Source organism: Microlunatus sagamiharensis, from assembly GCF_900105785.1.
Classification (GTDB): Bacteria; Actinomycetota; Actinomycetes; order Propionibacteriales; family Propionibacteriaceae; genus Microlunatus; species Microlunatus sagamiharensis.
Window position 1 is genome coordinate 667,288 of the sequence record NZ_LT629799.1, and the last position, 15,596, is coordinate 682,883.

Below are 15,596 nucleotides of genomic sequence, written 5' to 3' on the forward strand. Positions count from 1 at the left end.
GAGACGTCGAGATGGTGCAGGTGCAGAGCAGCGCGCCGACCGCAGGTGGAGCGTCGGGCGTCGGACCCGAGGCCCGTGCGGCGGTCGACGCCGCCCGTGCCGAGGTCGCGGCGCTGCACGCCGAGCTGCCGCGCAACGAGCTGGTCGTGTGGACCGCGGGCAACGTGTCCGCGCGCGTCCCCGGCCACGACCTGCTGGTGATCAAGCCGTCCGGCGTCGGCTACGACGACCTCACCCCCGAGAACATGGTCGTCTGCGACCTCGAGGGCCGCCTCGTCGAGGGGGAGCGCTCCCCGTCCTCCGACACCGCCGCCCACGCCTACGTCTACGCGCACATGCCCGAGGTCCACGGCGTCGTGCACACCCACTCGACCTACGCGACGGCGTGGGCCGCGCGCGGCGAGGCCATCCCCTGCGTGCTGACGATGATGGCCGACGAGTTCGGCGGCGAGGTGCCGATCGGGCCATTCGCGATCATCGGCGACGACTCCATCGGGCGGGGGATCGTGGACACCCTCCGCGGGCACCGCTCCAAGGCCGTGCTCATGCAGAACCACGGGCCCTTCACGATCGGCGCGTCGGCGAAGGCGGCGGTCAAGGCCGCCGTGCTGGTCGAGGAGGTCGCCCGCACGGTGCACGTGTCGCGCCAGCTCGGCGACCCGCTGCCCATCGAGCAGTCCAAGATCGACGCCCTCTACGACCGCTACCAGAACGTCTACGGCCAGCGCTGAGCCTCGGCCCGCCGACAGCCCGACCCGGTCCCCACCACCGCACGAACCCCTCCAAGGAGCACCGTTGCCCGCCCCCTCGTCCACGTCCGCCCCCGTCGTCTGGTTCCTCACCGGCAGCCAGGGCCTCTACGGCCCCGAGATCGTCGCGCAGGTCGAGCAGCAGTCGCAGGAGGTCGTGCGCCAGCTGAACGAGTCGGGCGCGCTCCCGGTCCGGGTCGAGTGGAAGCCGGTGCTCACCGACTCGGGCTCGATCCACCGCACCGTCCTCGCCGCCAACGCCGACCCCGACTGCGTCGGGCTCGTGGCGTGGATGCACACCTTCTCCCCGGCGAAGATGTGGATCACCGGCCTCGACGCCCTGCAGACCCCGTTGCTGCACCTGCACACGCAGGCCAACGAGTCGCTGCCGTGGTCCGAGATCGACATGGACTTCATGAACCTCAACCAGGCCGCCCACGGCGACCGGGAGTTCGGCTACGTCCAGACCCGCCTCGGCGTGCGCCGCAAGACCGTCGTCGGCCACGTGCGCAACCCCGACGTGCAGCGCAAGGTCGCCGACTGGCAGCGCGCCGCCCTCGGCGTCGCCGCCGTGCGCTCGCTCAAGCTGGCCCGCTTCGGCGACAACATGCGCGACGTCGCCGTCACCGAGGGCGACAAGGTCGAGGCCGAGCGCGTCTTCGGGGTCTCGGTCAACGCGTACGGGGTGAACGCCCTGGTCGCGGCGGTCGACGAGGCCAGCGACGCCGAGGTCGACCAGCTCGTGCAGGCGTACGGCGACGAGTACGAGATCGCCCCCGAGCTGCTCCCGGGCGGGGACCGCCACGAGTCGCTGCGCTACGGCGCGCGCATCGAGGCCGGCATGCGCAACTTCCTCACCGCCGGCGGCTTCGGCGCCTTCGTGACCAACTTCGAGGACCTCGGCGGGCTGCGCCAGCTCCCCGGCCTCGCCGTGCAGCGGCTGATGGCCGAGGGCTACGGCTTCGGCGGCGAGGGCGACTGGAAGACCTCGGTCATGCTGCACACGATGAAGGCCATGGCCGGCGGCGCGGTGCCCGCGACCGGGGGCACGTCCTTCATGGAGGACTACACCTACCACCTGGCCCCGGGGACGCAGAAGATCCTCGGCTCGCACATGCTCGAGGTCTGCCCGAGCATCGCGGCGGCCAAGCCGCGCGTGGAGATCCACCCGCTGGGCATCGGCGACCGCGAGGACCCGGTCCGCCTGGTCTTCGACGCCGCGGCCGGCCCGGCCGTGGTGGTCGGCATCTGCGACCTCGGAGACCGTTTCCGCCTCGTGCTCAACGAGATCGACGTGACGGCTCCCGACGAGCCGCTGCCGAAGCTGCCCGTCGCCCGCGCGGTCTGGGAGCCCAAGCCCGACCTGCCGACCTCGGCCGAGTGCTGGATCATGGCCGGCGGCCCGCACCACAGCGTGCTGTCCCTCGCCGTCGGCACCGCGGTGATGGACGACTTCGCCGAGGCCCTCGGCGTCGAGCTCGTCGTCATCGACGGCGAGACCAGCCCCCGCCGGTTCCGCGACGAGCTGCGCTGGAACAACGCCTACCACCGCCTCGCGGCGGGCTTCTGAGCACGACGGCGCCGCACCAGCGGCGCCGCCGGCACCACCCAGGGAAAACACGGAAGGAACCTCAGAGATGAGTGCACGCAAGTTCATGGCGATCGCGGCCGCCACGGCCGCCTTCGCGCTGACCGCCGCCGGGTGCGGCGGCGGCCGCGCCGGCGTCGAGGGCGCGGGCGACACCCCGGCCGCCGGCTCCAACAAGGGCGCCCTCATCGGCGTCGCGATGCCGACGAAGACCTCCGAGCGCTGGATCGACGACGGCGACAACGTCAAGGCCAAGCTCGAGTCCCTCGGCTACAAGGTCGACCTGCAGTACGCCAACGACTCCGTCCCGCAGCAGCAGCAGCAGATCGAGTCGATGCTGAACAACGGCGCCAAGGCCCTCATCGTGGCCTCGATCGACGGCACCGCGCTGACCCAGCAGCTGGCCGACGCCAGCGGCGACAACGTCAAGGTCATCGCCTACGACCGCCTGATCAACGGTTCGCCGAACGTCGACTACTACGTCACCTTCGACAACGAGAAGGTCGGCGTCCAGCAGGGCACCTCGCTCCTCACCGGTCTCGGCATCCTCGGCGCCGACGGCAAGGAGACCGGCGAGAAGGGCCCGTTCAACATCGAGCTCTTCGCCGGCAGCCCGGACGACAACAACGCGCAGTTCTTCTTCAAGGGTGCGATGAGCGTCGTCCAGCCCTACATCGACAACGGCACCCTGAAGGTCGTCTCGGGCCAGACCGACTTCAGCCAGGTCGCCATCCAGCAGTGGAAGCTCGAGACCGCGCAGGCCCGCATGGAGAACCTGCTCAACAAGTCGTACGCCTCCGGCACCAAGCTCGACGGCGTCCTCTCGCCGTACGACGGCCTCTCGCGCGGCATCCTGAACGCGACCAAGGCCGCGGGCATCCCCAACCCGGTGGTGACCGGCCAGGACGCCGAGAAGCCCTCGGACAAGCTGATCCTCGACGGCGTGCAGTACTCGACGATCTTCAAGGACACCCGCAAGCTCGGTGACACCGCCGCCTCGATGGTCGACGACGTGCTGAACGGTCGTACGCCGGAGACCAACGACACGACGACCTACGACAACAAGGTCAAGGTCGTCCCGGCCTACCTGCACCAGCCGGTCGTGGTGACCAAGGACAACCTCATGAAGGAGGTCGTCGATACCGGCTACTACACCAAGGACGAGGTCGAGAAGGGCGAGTAGTCCTCCTTCCCGGGGGCTCGGGGGTCGTCCCCCGCACGATGTGAAGAGCCCTCTCGCCTGACTCGACACCCGCCCTCGGACGGGTGACGTGACCGGCGTCCGGGGTCCGTCCGGGGACCCCGGACGCCGGTCCACCCCCAGCAGCACGCACCACCCGCCGCGGAGCACCAGCGCGGCAGCACCGAAGCAGCACCGAGGAGTCGAGCGACATGAGCAACGACGCCATCCTGGAGATGGTGGGCATCACCAAGACGTTCCCGGGGGTCAAGGCCCTCACCGACGTCACCCTGACCGTCGAGCGCGGTGAGGTCCACGCCATCTGCGGCGAGAACGGCGCCGGCAAGTCGACGCTGATGAAGGTCCTGTCGGGGGTCTACCCGCACGGCACCTACGAGGGCGACATCGTCTTCGAGGGCCAGGTCGCCTCGTTCGCCGGCATCCGGGACTCCGAGGCCGCGGGCATCGTGATCATCCACCAGGAGCTCGCGCTCAGCCCCTACCTGTCGATCGCGGAGAACATCTTCCTCGGCAACGAGCAGGCTCGGGGCGGTCGGATCGACTGGAACGCCACGAACCTCAAGGCCGCAGAGCTGCTGCGCCGGGTCGGGCTGGCCGAGAACCCGGTGACCAAGATCGTCGACCTCGGCGTGGGCAAGCAGCAGCTGGTGGAGATCGCCAAGGCGCTGTCCAAGGAGGTCAAGCTCCTCATCCTGGACGAGCCGACCGCGGCGCTGAACGACACCGACTCCGCGCACCTGCTCGGGCTGATCGACGGCCTCCGCAAGGAGGGCATCACCTCGATCATCATCAGCCACAAGCTGAACGAGATCAAAGCCATCGCCGACCGCGTGACGATCATCCGCGACGGCCGCACGATCGAGACCCTCGACCTGCACGCCGACCCGGACGGGGAAGGCGTCTCCGAGGAGCGCATCATCCGCGGCATGGTCGGGCGCGACCTCGACAGCCGCTACCCCGAGCGCCACGTCGAGATCGGCGAGGAGGTGCTGCGCATCGAGGACTGGACCGTGCACCACCCGCTGGAGCCGTCCCGCGTCGTGGTCGACCACGCGAACCTCTACGTGCGCGCCGGCGAGGTCGTCGGCATCGCCGGACTGATGGGCGCGGGCCGCACCGAGCTGGCGATGAGCGTCTTCGGGCGCTCGTACGGCCGCGACATCTCCGGGCGGCTCTACAAGGACGGCCAGCCGATCCAGGCGAACACGGTCAAGCAGGCGATCGCGCACGGGATCGCGTACGCGACCGAGGACCGCAAGCGCTACGGGCTCAACCTGATCGACGACATCAAGCGGAACATCTCCGGCTCGGCGCTCGGCAAGCTCGCCACCTGGGGCCGCGTCGACGCCAACCGCGAGACGGTGGTGGCCAACGGCTACCGCCAGAGCATGCGCATCAAGGCCCCCGACGTCGGCGTCGTCACCGGCAAGCTGTCGGGCGGCAACCAGCAGAAGGTCGTGCTGAGCAAGTGGATGTTCACCGACCCCGACGTGCTGATCCTCGACGAGCCCACCCGCGGCATCGACGTCGGGGCCAAGTACGAGATCTACACGATCATCAACCAGATGGCTGCGCAGGGGAAGGCGATCATCGTCATCTCCTCCGAGCTCCCCGAGCTCCTCGGGATCTGCGACCGCATCTACGCGCTCTCGGCCGGCCGCATCACCGGTGAGGTCGACGTCGCCGAGGCGCACCCCGAGAAGCTCATGCAGTACATGACCAGCGAGAAGGAGTAGCGGCATGTCCGCGTCCACCGAGACCCTCACGACCGACCCGCCGCCGATCGTCCCGCCCAACCCCGAGCCCCAGGGCGCGGGCCTCGGGGCGCTGCTCAGCGGCCGGCTCCGCCAGGTCGGCATCTTCCTGGCCCTGATCGCCATCGTGATCCTGTTCCAGGTCCTCACCGGCGGCACCCTGCTCACGCCGCGCAACGTCAGCAGCATCGTCGGGCAGAACGCCTACGTCCTGATCCTCGCCATCGGCATGGTGATGATCATCATCGCCGGGCACATCGACCTGTCGGTCGGCTCGGTCGTCGCCTTCGTCGGCGCGATCAGCGGCATCTTCATCGTCAACTGGGGCTGGCCCTGGTGGATCGGCGTGATCGCGGCCGTCCTGGTCGGCGGCCTGATCGGCGCGTGGCAGGGCTTCTGGATCGCCTACGTCGGCATCCCGGCCTTCATCGTCACCCTCGCCGGCATGCTGACATTCCGCGGGCTGACGCAGATGGTGCTGCAGAACGTCCCGATCACGCCGTTCCCGGACTCCTACGTCGCCATCGGTTCGGGCTACCTGCCCGACCTCGGCGGCGGCACCTCGGCCTTCGAGCCGCTGACCCTGGTGCTCGGCATCCTGGCCACGATCGGTCTCGTCGGCACGCAGGTCCGTGAGCGGGCCAAGCGGGTCAAGCTCGGCCTGGAGGACGAGCCCCGCTCGTGGTTCCTCGCCCAGGCGATCTTCACCGCCGTCTTCATCCTGGCGATCACCTTCACCCTCGCCAGCTACCGCGGCACCCCGATCGTGCTGGTCATCCTCGCCGCGCTGATCCTGATCTACACCGCCGTGATGAACCAGTTCGTCTTCGGGCGCCACATCTACGCCCGGGGCGGCAACCTGCACGCCGCGCAGCTCTCCGGCGTCGACACCAAGAAGGTCGACTTCGCGCTGTTCGTGAACATGGGCCTGCTGGCGGGCATCGCCGGCATCGCCTTCACCGCGCGCAGCAACTCGGCGCTGCCCGGCGCCGGCACCGGCTTCGAGCTCGACGCCATCGCGGCCGCCTTCATCGGTGGTGCGGCGGTGACCGGCGGCATCGGCACGGTGACGGGGGCCATCATCGGCGGTCTGATCATGGGCGTGCTCAACAACGGCATGTCCCTGCTCGGCCTCGGCACCGAGGTGCAGTCCTTCATCAAGGGCTTCGTCCTGCTGCTCGCCGTGGCCTTCGACATTTTCAACAAGCGCCGCGCGGCGAACGCGTCCAAGTAGAGATCGTCCACCGAGGAACTAGGGGGAGCAGCTCGTGACCATCGACCTGGACCGGTGCGCGCTCGGCGTCGAGCTCGGCTCGACGAGGATCAAGGCGGTCCTCGTCGACGGCGAGAACGCGCCGGTCGCGGTCGGTGGGCACGACTGGGAGAACTCCTTCACCGACCGCCTGTGGACCTACCCGCTCGGGTCGGCGTGGGAGGGTCTGCAGGCGGCGGTGGGCGAGCTGGCCGCCGACCTCCGCGACCGCCACGACGTGGCGCTCGACCGGATCGGGGCGCTCGGCGTCTCGGCGATGATGCACGGCTACCTGGCCTTCGACGCCGACGGCGAGCTGCTCGTGCCGTTCCGCACCTGGCGCAACACCAACACCGGTCGTGCGTCGGAGGAGCTCAGCACGCTCTTCGGGCAGAACGTCCCGCACCGCTGGAGCGTCGCGCACCTCTACCAGGCGCTGCTCGACCACGAGGAGCACGTCGGGCGGGTCGCGTACGTGACGACCCTCGCCGGCTACGTGCACTGGCGGCTGACCGGCGAGAAGGTCATCGGGGTCGGCGACGCCAGCGGGATGTTCCCGATCGACCCGGCCACGCACGGCTACGACGAGCGGATGCTGGCGCAGTTCGACGAGCTCGCCGGCCCGCTCGGGCTCGGGGCACCGCTGGTCGAGCTGCTGCCGCGGGTGCTGAGCGCCGGTGACCACGCCGGTTCGCTGACGTCGGACGGGGCGGCGCTGCTCGACCCCAGCGGCGCGCTGGGCGCGGGCGTCCCGCTCTGCCCGCCCGAGGGCGACGCCGGCACCGGCATGGTCGCCACCAACTCGGTGGCCGCGCGCACGGGCAACGTCAGCGCCGGCACCAGCATCTTCGCGATGGTCGTGCTCGACCGCGGCCTCAGCCGCCCGCACCGCGAGCTCGACCTCGTCACCACCCCCGCCGGCGACCCGGTGGCGATGGTCCACTGCAACAACGGCGCCAGCGAGCTCGCGGCCTGGGTGTCGCTGTTCCGGGAGTTCGCCGGGGCCGCCGGCAGCCCGGTGCCGAGCGCGACCGCGTACGAGGCCCTGTTCGGGGCGGCGCTGGAGGGCGAGGCCGACGGCGGGGGACTGGTCGCCTACAACTACCTCGCCGGTGAGCCGATCACCGAGACCGAGGAGGGCCGCCCGCTGTTCGTGCGGACGCCGGGCAGCAGCCTGCGCCTCGGCACCTTCATGCGCACCCAGCTCTACAGCGCCTTCGCGACGCTGCGGGTCGGCATGGACGTGCTGCAGCACGACGAGGACGTGGCGATCGACGCCATGTTCGCCCACGGCGGCGTCTTCAAGACCGCCGGCGTCGCGCAGCGCTTCCTGGCCGCGGCCGTCCGCGTCCCCGTCGCCGTGGGCGACGTGGCGGGCGAGGGCGGGGCCTGGGGGATCGCGGTGCTGGCCGCCTACCTGCGCGACAAGCAGGACGGCCAGAGCCTGGCCGCCTACCTCGACGATGTGGTCTTCGCCGACGCCTCGCTGAGCACGGTCGAGCCCGACCCGGGCGACGTCGCCGGCTTCGACGCCTTCATGGAGCGCTGGACCGGCGCACTCGACGTGCAGCGCGCCGCGGTCGAGCACCTGCGCTGAGCGCGTCCACGCATCCGCCAGCCCCGCGCGGGCTGGTGGTGGCTCGTAGGATCTGGCGGTGATCTACTCGCTGGCCTACGAGAGCCAGGCCTCGGTCCCCTTCACCGAGCCCGACCTGCTGGACCTGCTCGACCAGAGCCGGACGAATAACGCCGGGCGCGGCGTCACCGGGATCCTGCTGTACCGCCAGGGGACCTTCCTGCAGGTCCTCGAGGGCCCGCGGGAGAAGGTCGAGGAGCTCTACGCCACGATCTCCGCCGACACCCGGCACCACGCGGTCGACACGGTTCTCGTCGAGGACCGGCAGGAGCGCCGCTTCCCGGACTGGACGATGGGCTTCGCCGACGTCGACGGCCACCTCGGCGACGTCGACGGCTTCAACGACGTGCTGAGCTCGGTGCAGGGTCCCGACGGCGAGGACAGCCCGCAGTTCCGCCAGCTCCTCGCCCTCTTCGGCAACGAGGACGACTGACCCCGACGCGCGGCAACGCCTCCTGAGCTTGTCGAAGGGCCACGAGGCGACGCTCCCTGAGCTTGTCGAAGGGCCACGAGGCGACGCTCCCTGAGCTTGTCGAAGGGCCACGAGGCGACGCTCCCTGAGCTTGTCGAAGGGCCACGAGGCGACGCTCCCTGAGCTTGTCGAAGGGCCACGAGGCGACGCTCCCTGAGCTTGTCGAAGGGCCACGAGGCGACGCTCCCTGAGCTTGTCGAAGGGCCACGAAGTGGTTGGCGTCGATGCGCTCACGCCAACCTCTGACGAGGCCCGTCGAGGCTCAGGGAGCGTAGTCGGGCCCTTCGACAGGCTCAGGGAGCGTGATCAGCCGCGGGCGATCGTCCAGGAGGCCGAGTGCTCCTGTCCGGGCTCCAGGACGACCAGGTCCTCCCCGGTGCTGAACGCGTCCGGCGGGCAGGTCATCGGCTCCACCGCGAGGCCCGCGCGGTCCAGCTCGGGCTCCGGCCGGTCGGCCGTGTGCACCTGCACCCAGCCGAGCCCGGCGCCCCAGGTCATCTCGACCGCGAAGCCGTCCGGCGCCTCGAGGCGTACGCGCGCGGTGCCGTCAGCCTCGCGCCGCAGCCCGGTGAAGGCGTGGTCGACCTGCGCCTCGCCGATGAGCGTCGGCTCCCGGAAGTCGGGCCAGGGCGCCGCGGTGACGTCCTGCTCGCCCGCCGGCAGCAGCCGCTCGCCCTCGGTCTCGACGTAGCGGTCGGCGGGCAGCGTCAGCGTGCAGGTGTCGAGGCGCGCGCCGCCGGCGGTCAGGTAGGGGTGGGCCGACGTGCCGTACGGGGCGCGGTCGAAGAGGGTGCGCGCCGTCACCGTCTGGGTGAGGCCGGCGTCGGAGAGCGCGTAGGTGCAGCTCAGCGCCAGGCGGTGCGGGTAGCCGGCGGCCGGGGCGAGCTCGGCGGTGAGCACGACGCTCGAGCCGGTGGTCTCGCCCACCTGCCAGTCGGTCCAGACCAGCAGCCCGTGCAGCGCGTGGCCGCGGTCCGGCTCGGTGAGCGCGAGCTGCTGCTCGGCCCCGTCGAAGGTGTAGCGGCCGTCGACGACGCGGTTGGGCCACGGCGCGAGCGTCGCGCCCCGGAAGGCCGGCCGGAGCCGGTCGGCGTGGAAGGGCACGACGAGGGGCCGGCCCTCGTGCTCGAGCGAGCGCAGGCTGGCGCCGACGGAGACGACGGAGGCGGTGTAGGAGCCGTGCGAGAGCTGGACCTCGTGGCCCGTCAGGGGGTGCGACACGCGGGCAAGCCTCCCATCCGCCCCGCCCACCCCACGGCCAGGTCTAGACCGGTGGGGCGACGAGCCGGGTGAGCAGCTGCGTCATCGTCTGCCCAGGATCGGTGGTGAGCCCGGCGTGCACGGGTGACGGCTGGACGACGGTGCTCTTGGGCGCGGTGAGCATCCCGAACCGCACGGCCAGGCCCTCGTTCTCGCGCGCCGAACCCACCGGCGTCCGGGAGGCCAGCACGACCGCCTCCGCCGCGGTGCGGACCGCGTCGAGGTCGACGTCGGGGGCGATGGCCCGCAGGCGCACCGGGTCGACGGCGACCGCTGCGGCGAGGTGGTCGAGCGCCTGGCAGTAGAGGACGACGCCGACGTTGACGAACTCGCCCCGGTCGACGCGCGGGACCGCCCGCAGCACCGCGTACACGAAGGGGTGCCGCGTCACGGTGCGCGCGTCCGGCCCGCTCACGGCAGCCACCGGTCGGCCTCGGCCAGGCGCAGCAGCAGCTGGTCCACGTACGCCGTCCGCGCGGCCGCCGCGTCCGGCGGGGCCTGCGGGTCGGGCCGGCGCGGGTCGGGCAGCAGCCAGGCGTCGGGCACGAGGTCGAGCACGTCGGACAGCAGCGCGCGGTCGACCTGGGCGGACAGCTCGGCGTGGACCGAGCGCGGGTCGCCGCGCTCGGCCAGGACGTGGTCGTCGTAGCGGTAGGCCGAGCGCGCGAACGCCTCGGGCCGGCCCCACGCGTGGTGGAAGCGCAGGCACGCGCCGTGGTCGATGGCCCACAGGGTCTTGTGCCAGACCAGCAGGTTGGTGTTCCGGGCGCTGCGGTCGACGTTGGCGACGAAGGCGTCGAGCCAGACGATCCGCGCGGCCTGGTCGGGGTCCACCTCGAAGCTCGGGTCGTAGCCGACCGAGCCGGGCAGGAAGTCGACGGCGAGGTTGAGCCCGGCGCTCGCGGTGACGAGCTCCTGCACCTCCTCGTCGGGCTCGCGGCGCCCCAGCTCGGCGTCGACCTCGATGAGGGCGAGGTCGGGGATGTCGACCCCGAGGGCCCGACCCAGCTCGCCGACGACGATCTCGGCGACCAGCGCCTTGGGCCCCTGGCCGGCCGCCGTGAACTTCACGACGTAGGTCCCCAGGTCGTCGGCCTCGACCAGCCCCGGCAGCGAACCGCCCTCGCGCAGCGCGGTCAGGTACGCGGTCGCGGTGACGTGCGGCAGGCCGACCACGCCGCCCAGGTCCTCCGGCGCGCTCACTCGTCAGCCTCTGCCTCGGTGGCCCACGCGTCGTCCACGGGCATGTAGCCGATCGCGCGCCGGGTCTCCTCGAGCTCGGCGACCCGGTGCCGGTTGGCCGAGGTGCCGTTGGCGACCACGAAGCCCTCCACGCCGGTCGGCAGGTCGGCCTCGACCGCGGCGCGGACCAGCTCGGCGGCGTCGCGGCCGCTGAGCCAGGCCGAACGCTCCATCAGGTCACCGCCGGCGGCGGGACGGTCGACGTGGAAGTAGCCGATCCGGAGGGCCACGACGCTCGTGGCGGTGGTCGCCGCAATCATCGCCCCGACGGCCTCGCTCCACGCCTTGCTCGCGCCGTAGAGGTTCGCCGGGCGCGGGGCGTTGGAGGGCCGCCGCTGCAGGGTCATGGGCAGGCCGGACACCGCGTGCAGGCTGCTGGCCAGCACCAGACGGCGTACGCCGACCTCCGCGGCGGCCCGCGCGACCGCGTACGGGCCGACGAGGTTGGGGGAGAGCAGGTCGTCGAAGGTCGCGTCGGGCGAGGGGTCGGCGGCCAGGTGCACGACGGCGTCCGCGCCGGCGAAGGCGGTCCGGCACGCGTCGAGGTCGCTCACGTCGAGCACTGCGAGCCCCTCGACGCCCTCGACGGTGCGGGTGTCGGTGAGCCGCAGGTCCCAGCGGCCCTCCAGCTCCCGGGCCACGGTCCGGCCGATGCGCCCCGCGGCCCCGGTCAGCACGACCGTGCGGAGGCCGGCGGGCGACGTCTGGTCTGGCATGCTCGACACCGTAGCGGGGCGACGACGAGCCGATCGGTCACGCGTACGTCCGCACGGGTGTCGCGGTTTGACCGCCCTTGGAGGCGCACGTAACCTTGACCCTCGGTGCGCGCACGAGAGCGCGTGCACCCGGCACGTGCCCTCTCAGCTCGATGAGCTCGACGGGGCCGTGCGCACCACCAAGACATGAAGTCAGCAACACCAAGAGAGTGGGTCAGGCGTGTACGCGATCGTGCGTAGTGGCGGCCGCCAGCACAAGGTCGCCGTCGGCGACGTCCTCGAGATCGACCGCGTGCACAGCGCGGCCGGTGCCTCGGTGGCGTTGACGCCGCTCCTGCTGGTCGACGGCAGCTCGGTGACCTCGGACGCCTCGGCGCTCGCCAACGCCTCGGTCACCGCCGAGGTCGTGGCCGAGACCAAGGGTCCGAAGATCCGGATCATGAAGTTCAAGAACAAGACCGGCTACCGCAAGCGCCAGGGGCACCGTCAGAAGTACACCCAGGTCCGCGTCACCGGCATCGAGAGCTGAGGCAGGCAGATGGCACACAAGAAGGGCGCGAGTTCGACCCGCAACGGTCGTGACTCCAACTCCCAGCGGCTCGGCGTCAAGCGCTTCGGCGGCCAGCTAGTCAACGCCGGCGAGATCATCATCCGCCAGCGCGGCACGCACTTCCACCCCGGCGAGGGCGTCGGCCGCGGAGGGGACGACACCCTGTTCGCGCTGGTCCCGGGCCACGTGGAGTTCGGCACCCGTCGTGGGCGTCGCGTGATCAACATCGCGCCCGTCCAGGTCGAGGCCGCCACCCCCGAGGTCGCGGCGGTCTGACGCCGTCGGTCCTCGGACCGGCACCAAGAACGGCTCGTCGAGAGGGTGGCCCGTCCGGGCCACCCTCTCGTCGTCTCTCCACCCCTGCACCGGGCCACCGGCGCCAGGAGCCCCACCCGTCCTCCTGAGAGGAGGCGCCCATCATGGCCATCCCCAGCTTCGTCGACCAGGTCACGCTGCACACCTTCGGCGGCAACGGAGGCCACGGCTGCGCCTCCGTGCACCGTGAGAAGTTCAAGCCGCTCGGCGGCCCCGACGGCGGCAACGGTGGACGTGGCGGTTCGGTGATCCTCCGGGTCGACCCGGACGTCACCACCCTCGTCGACTACCACCGGCAGTCCTACCGCCGTGCCACCAGCGGCGAGCCCGGCCGCGGCGACCACCAGAACGGGTCGAACGGCGAGGACATCGTCCTGCCCGTACCCGACGGCACGGTCGTCACCGACGCCGACACCGGTGAGCGCCTCGCCGACCTGACCGGCCCCGACGCCGAGCTCGTCGTCGCGCAGGGCGGTCGGGGCGGCCTCGGCAACGCCGCGCTCGCGTCCTCCAGCCGCAAGGCCCCCGGCTTCGCCCTCCTCGGCGAGGAGGGGCTGGAGCGCACCGTCCTGCTCGAGCTCAAGGTCGTCGCCGACGTCGGCCTGGTCGGCTACCCGAGCGCCGGCAAGTCCTCGCTGATCGCCGCGATCTCCGCGGCGCGGCCCAAGATCGCCGACTACCCGTTCACCACCCTCGTGCCCAACCTCGGCGTCGTCGTCGGCGGGGACGTGACCTTCACCGTCGCCGACGTCCCCGGCCTGATCGAGGGCGCCAGCGAGGGCCGCGGGCTCGGCTTCGACTTCCTGCGCCACGTCGAGCGCTGCGCGGCGCTCGTCCACGTCGTCGACTGCGCGACCTTCGAGCCGGGCCGCGACCCCGTCACCGACCTGGCCGTGATCGAGTCCGAGCTCACCGCCCACGGCGGCCTCGAGGACCGGCCCCGCCTCGTCGCCCTCAACAAGGTCGACGTCCCCGACGCCTCCGACCTGGCCGAGATCGCCCGCGCCGACATCGAGGCCCAGGGCTACCGCGTCTTCGGCGTCTCCACCAAGACCGGCGAGGGCCTGCGCGCCCTGACGTACGCGATGGCCGACCTGGTCGCCCAGCGGCGCGCCGCGCAGCCCGCCCCCGAGCCGCGGGTCGTGCTCCGGCCCGAGCCCGTGCGACGCGGCCGCAGCGACGCCGAGTTCACGATCGCCCGGCAGGGCGACCTGTGGCGCGTCCGCGGCGACAAGCCCGAGCGCTGGGTCCGGCAGACCGACTTCGGCAACCCGGAGGCCGTCGGCTACCTCGCCGACCGGCTCAACCGCATCGGCGTCGAGACCAAGCTGCTGGACCTCGGTGCCCGCGCCGGCGACGGGGTGGCCATCGGGGGAGCGCCGGACGGCACCGGCGCGGTCGTGTTCGACTTCGCCCCGCAGGTCGACGTGGGCGCGGAGATCCTCAGCCGCCGCGGGGAGGACGTGCGGCTCGAGGAGCCGCAGCGTCCGGCCGTCGCCCGGCGCCGCGAGCTCGACCGGGAGTACCACGAGGCCCGCGAGGGCGAGGAGCAGGACGGCGGCTACCACGGTGTCCGCCGCCGCTGACGGCGCACCGCCGGGCGACGGGACCGACGACCGCTCGGCGGTCGCCACCGCCCACCGGGTCGTGGTCAAGGTCGGCTCGTCGTCGCTGACCACCCCGACCGGCGGCATCGACCCGGAGCGCATCGGCGCCCTGGTCGACGCGCTCGTCGCCGTACGCCTGTCTGGCCGTGAGGTCGTGCTCGTCTCCTCGGGCGCGATCGCGGCGGGGCTCGCGCCGCTCGGCATGAAGACCCGCCCCCGCGACCTGGCCAACCAGCAGGCCGCGGCCTCGGTCGGGCAGAGCCTGCTGATGGAGCACTACGGCCGGCTCTTCGCCCGGGCCGGGCTCGGCGTCGGGCAGGTCCTGCTGACCGTCGACGACGTGACGCGGCGCGGCAACTACCGCAACGCGTTCCGCACGTTCGGCCGGCTGCTCGAGCTGGGCGTCGTGCCCGTCGTCAACGAGAACGACACCGTCGCGACGCAGGAGATCCGCTTCGGCGACAACGACCGGCTCGCGGCCCTCGTCGCCCACCTGGTCCACGCCGACGCGCTGGTCCTGCTCAGCGACGTCGACGCCCTGTGGACCGCGCACCCCGCCACCCCGGGCGCCGAGCGGATCAGCCGGGTGGCCTCGGCGGCCGAGCTCGCCGACGTCGACGTGACCCGGCGCGGTTCGGCGGTCGGCACCGGCGGCATGCAGACCAAGATCGAGGCCGCCGGCATCGCCACGTCCGCCGGCATCCCGGTCGTCCTGACGTCCGCCCCGCACGCCGGCGAGGCACTGGCCGGCGCGGAGGTCGGCACCCTGTTCGCGCCCACGGGCAAGCGCCGCCCGACCCGCCTGCTCTGGTTGCGCCACGCCAGCGAGACCAAGGGCCGCCTCGTCCTCGACGCCGGCGCGGTGCGCGCGGTCGTGCAGCGCAAGGCCTCCCTCCTGCCCGCCGGCGTCACCGGGGTCGAGGGCACCTTCACCGCCGGCGAGCCCGTCGACCTCGTCGGCCCCGACGACGTCGTCGTCGCCCGCGGCCTCGTCGCGTACGACTCCGAGGAGCTCCCGGCCCTCCTCGGCCGCACGACCCAGGACCTCACGGCGGAGCTGGGCAGCGGTTACGAGCGCACCGTCGTGCACCGCGACGCCCTGGTCGTCCTCTCCGACTAGGCCACTGTCCCGGTCGTGGCGCCGCCGGTCCCTGCTGCGCTCCTCCTGACGTGAAGTGGTCCGTGCAGAGCCCGACGGGGCCCTCCGGCGGCCGCTTTCGGACCACTTACCGCCGAGCCGGTGCCTCTGCTTCG

General features: G+C 72.1%; 15 protein-coding genes. 11 read left to right on the forward strand and 4 right to left on the reverse strand.

The window, feature by feature from the left end; translation table 11 throughout:
* Positions 1–11 precede the first annotated feature (11 nt).
* The 7 genes from BLU42_RS03055 to BLU42_RS03085 all read left to right on the forward strand — a co-directional run bounded on the left by BLU42_RS03055 (position 12) and on the right by BLU42_RS03085 (position 8,613).
* Complete coding sequence (locus tag BLU42_RS03055; RefSeq protein ID WP_091073204.1) at positions 12–731, forward strand: L-ribulose-5-phosphate 4-epimerase; 720 nt, start codon at positions 12–14, stop codon at positions 729–731.
* Between the two features lie 64 nt (positions 732–795).
* Positions 796–2,319, forward strand: coding sequence for an L-arabinose isomerase (araA, locus tag BLU42_RS03060; protein ID WP_091073205.1), 1,524 nt, complete (start codon positions 796–798; stop codon positions 2,317–2,319).
* Positions 2,320–2,386: 67 nt separating this feature from the next.
* Positions 2,387–3,520 (forward strand): multiple monosaccharide ABC transporter substrate-binding protein, encoded by a 1,134-nt coding sequence (chvE, locus tag BLU42_RS03065; RefSeq protein WP_091073206.1) that lies wholly within the window; start codon positions 2,387–2,389, stop codon positions 3,518–3,520.
* Between the two features lie 236 nt (positions 3,521–3,756).
* Entirely contained in the window at positions 3,757–5,274 is a 1,518-nt protein-coding gene (mmsA, locus tag BLU42_RS03070) for a multiple monosaccharide ABC transporter ATP-binding protein (protein WP_407940264.1), read from the forward strand.
* A gap of 4 nt (positions 5,275–5,278) precedes the next feature.
* Entirely contained in the window at positions 5,279–6,526 is a 1,248-nt protein-coding gene (mmsB, locus tag BLU42_RS03075) for a multiple monosaccharide ABC transporter permease (RefSeq protein WP_091073208.1), read from the forward strand.
* Positions 6,527–6,560: 34 nt separating this feature from the next.
* Positions 6,561–8,141, forward strand: coding sequence for a xylulokinase (locus BLU42_RS03080; protein ID WP_091073209.1), 1,581 nt, complete (start codon positions 6,561–6,563; stop codon positions 8,139–8,141).
* A 58-nt stretch (positions 8,142–8,199) separates the two neighbouring features.
* Positions 8,200–8,613, forward strand: coding sequence for a BLUF domain-containing protein (locus tag BLU42_RS03085; RefSeq protein WP_157719740.1), 414 nt, complete (start codon positions 8,200–8,202; stop codon positions 8,611–8,613).
* 345 nt (positions 8,614–8,958) lie between these two features.
* Here BLU42_RS03085 and BLU42_RS03090 read toward each other — a convergent pair whose 3' ends face one another.
* The 4 genes from BLU42_RS03090 to BLU42_RS03105 are packed head-to-tail and all read right to left on the reverse strand — an operon-like array spanning position 8,959 to position 11,870.
* Complete coding sequence (locus tag BLU42_RS03090; RefSeq protein WP_091073211.1) at positions 8,959–9,873, reverse strand: aldose 1-epimerase family protein; 915 nt, start codon at positions 9,871–9,873, stop codon at positions 8,959–8,961.
* A gap of 43 nt (positions 9,874–9,916) precedes the next feature.
* Positions 9,917–10,336, reverse strand: coding sequence for a DUF3037 domain-containing protein (locus tag BLU42_RS03095; protein WP_231918414.1), 420 nt, complete (start codon positions 10,334–10,336; stop codon positions 9,917–9,919).
* On the reverse strand, positions 10,324–11,115 hold the full coding sequence (locus tag BLU42_RS03100; RefSeq protein WP_231918415.1) for a HipA family kinase: 792 nt from the start codon (positions 11,113–11,115) through the stop codon (positions 10,324–10,326). The genes BLU42_RS03095 and BLU42_RS03100 overlap by 13 nt, the downstream gene beginning before the upstream one ends.
* On the reverse strand, positions 11,112–11,870 hold the full coding sequence (locus BLU42_RS03105) for an NAD-dependent epimerase/dehydratase family protein (protein ID WP_091073212.1): 759 nt from the start codon (positions 11,868–11,870) through the stop codon (positions 11,112–11,114). The genes BLU42_RS03100 and BLU42_RS03105 overlap by 4 nt, the downstream gene beginning before the upstream one ends.
* Before the next feature lie 220 nt (positions 11,871–12,090).
* Here BLU42_RS03105 and rplU point away from each other — a divergent pair, with 220 nt between their 5' ends.
* From rplU to proB, 4 genes are all read left to right on the forward strand, one after another.
* Positions 12,091–12,399 (forward strand): 50S ribosomal protein L21, encoded by a 309-nt coding sequence (gene rplU / locus BLU42_RS03110; RefSeq protein ID WP_091073213.1) that lies wholly within the window; start codon positions 12,091–12,093, stop codon positions 12,397–12,399.
* A 9-nt stretch (positions 12,400–12,408) separates the two neighbouring features.
* Positions 12,409–12,696, forward strand: a complete 288-nt coding sequence (gene rpmA, locus BLU42_RS03115) for a 50S ribosomal protein L27 (protein WP_091073214.1) — start codon at positions 12,409–12,411, stop codon at positions 12,694–12,696.
* 143 nt (positions 12,697–12,839) lie between these two features.
* Positions 12,840–14,321, forward strand: coding sequence for a GTPase ObgE (obgE, locus tag BLU42_RS03120; protein WP_091073215.1), 1,482 nt, complete (start codon positions 12,840–12,842; stop codon positions 14,319–14,321).
* Entirely contained in the window at positions 14,305–15,462 is a 1,158-nt protein-coding gene (proB, locus tag BLU42_RS03125) for a glutamate 5-kinase (RefSeq protein WP_091073216.1), read from the forward strand. Before obgE ends, proB begins: the two co-directional genes overlap by 17 nt.
* Positions 15,463–15,596: the final 134 nt, after the last annotated feature.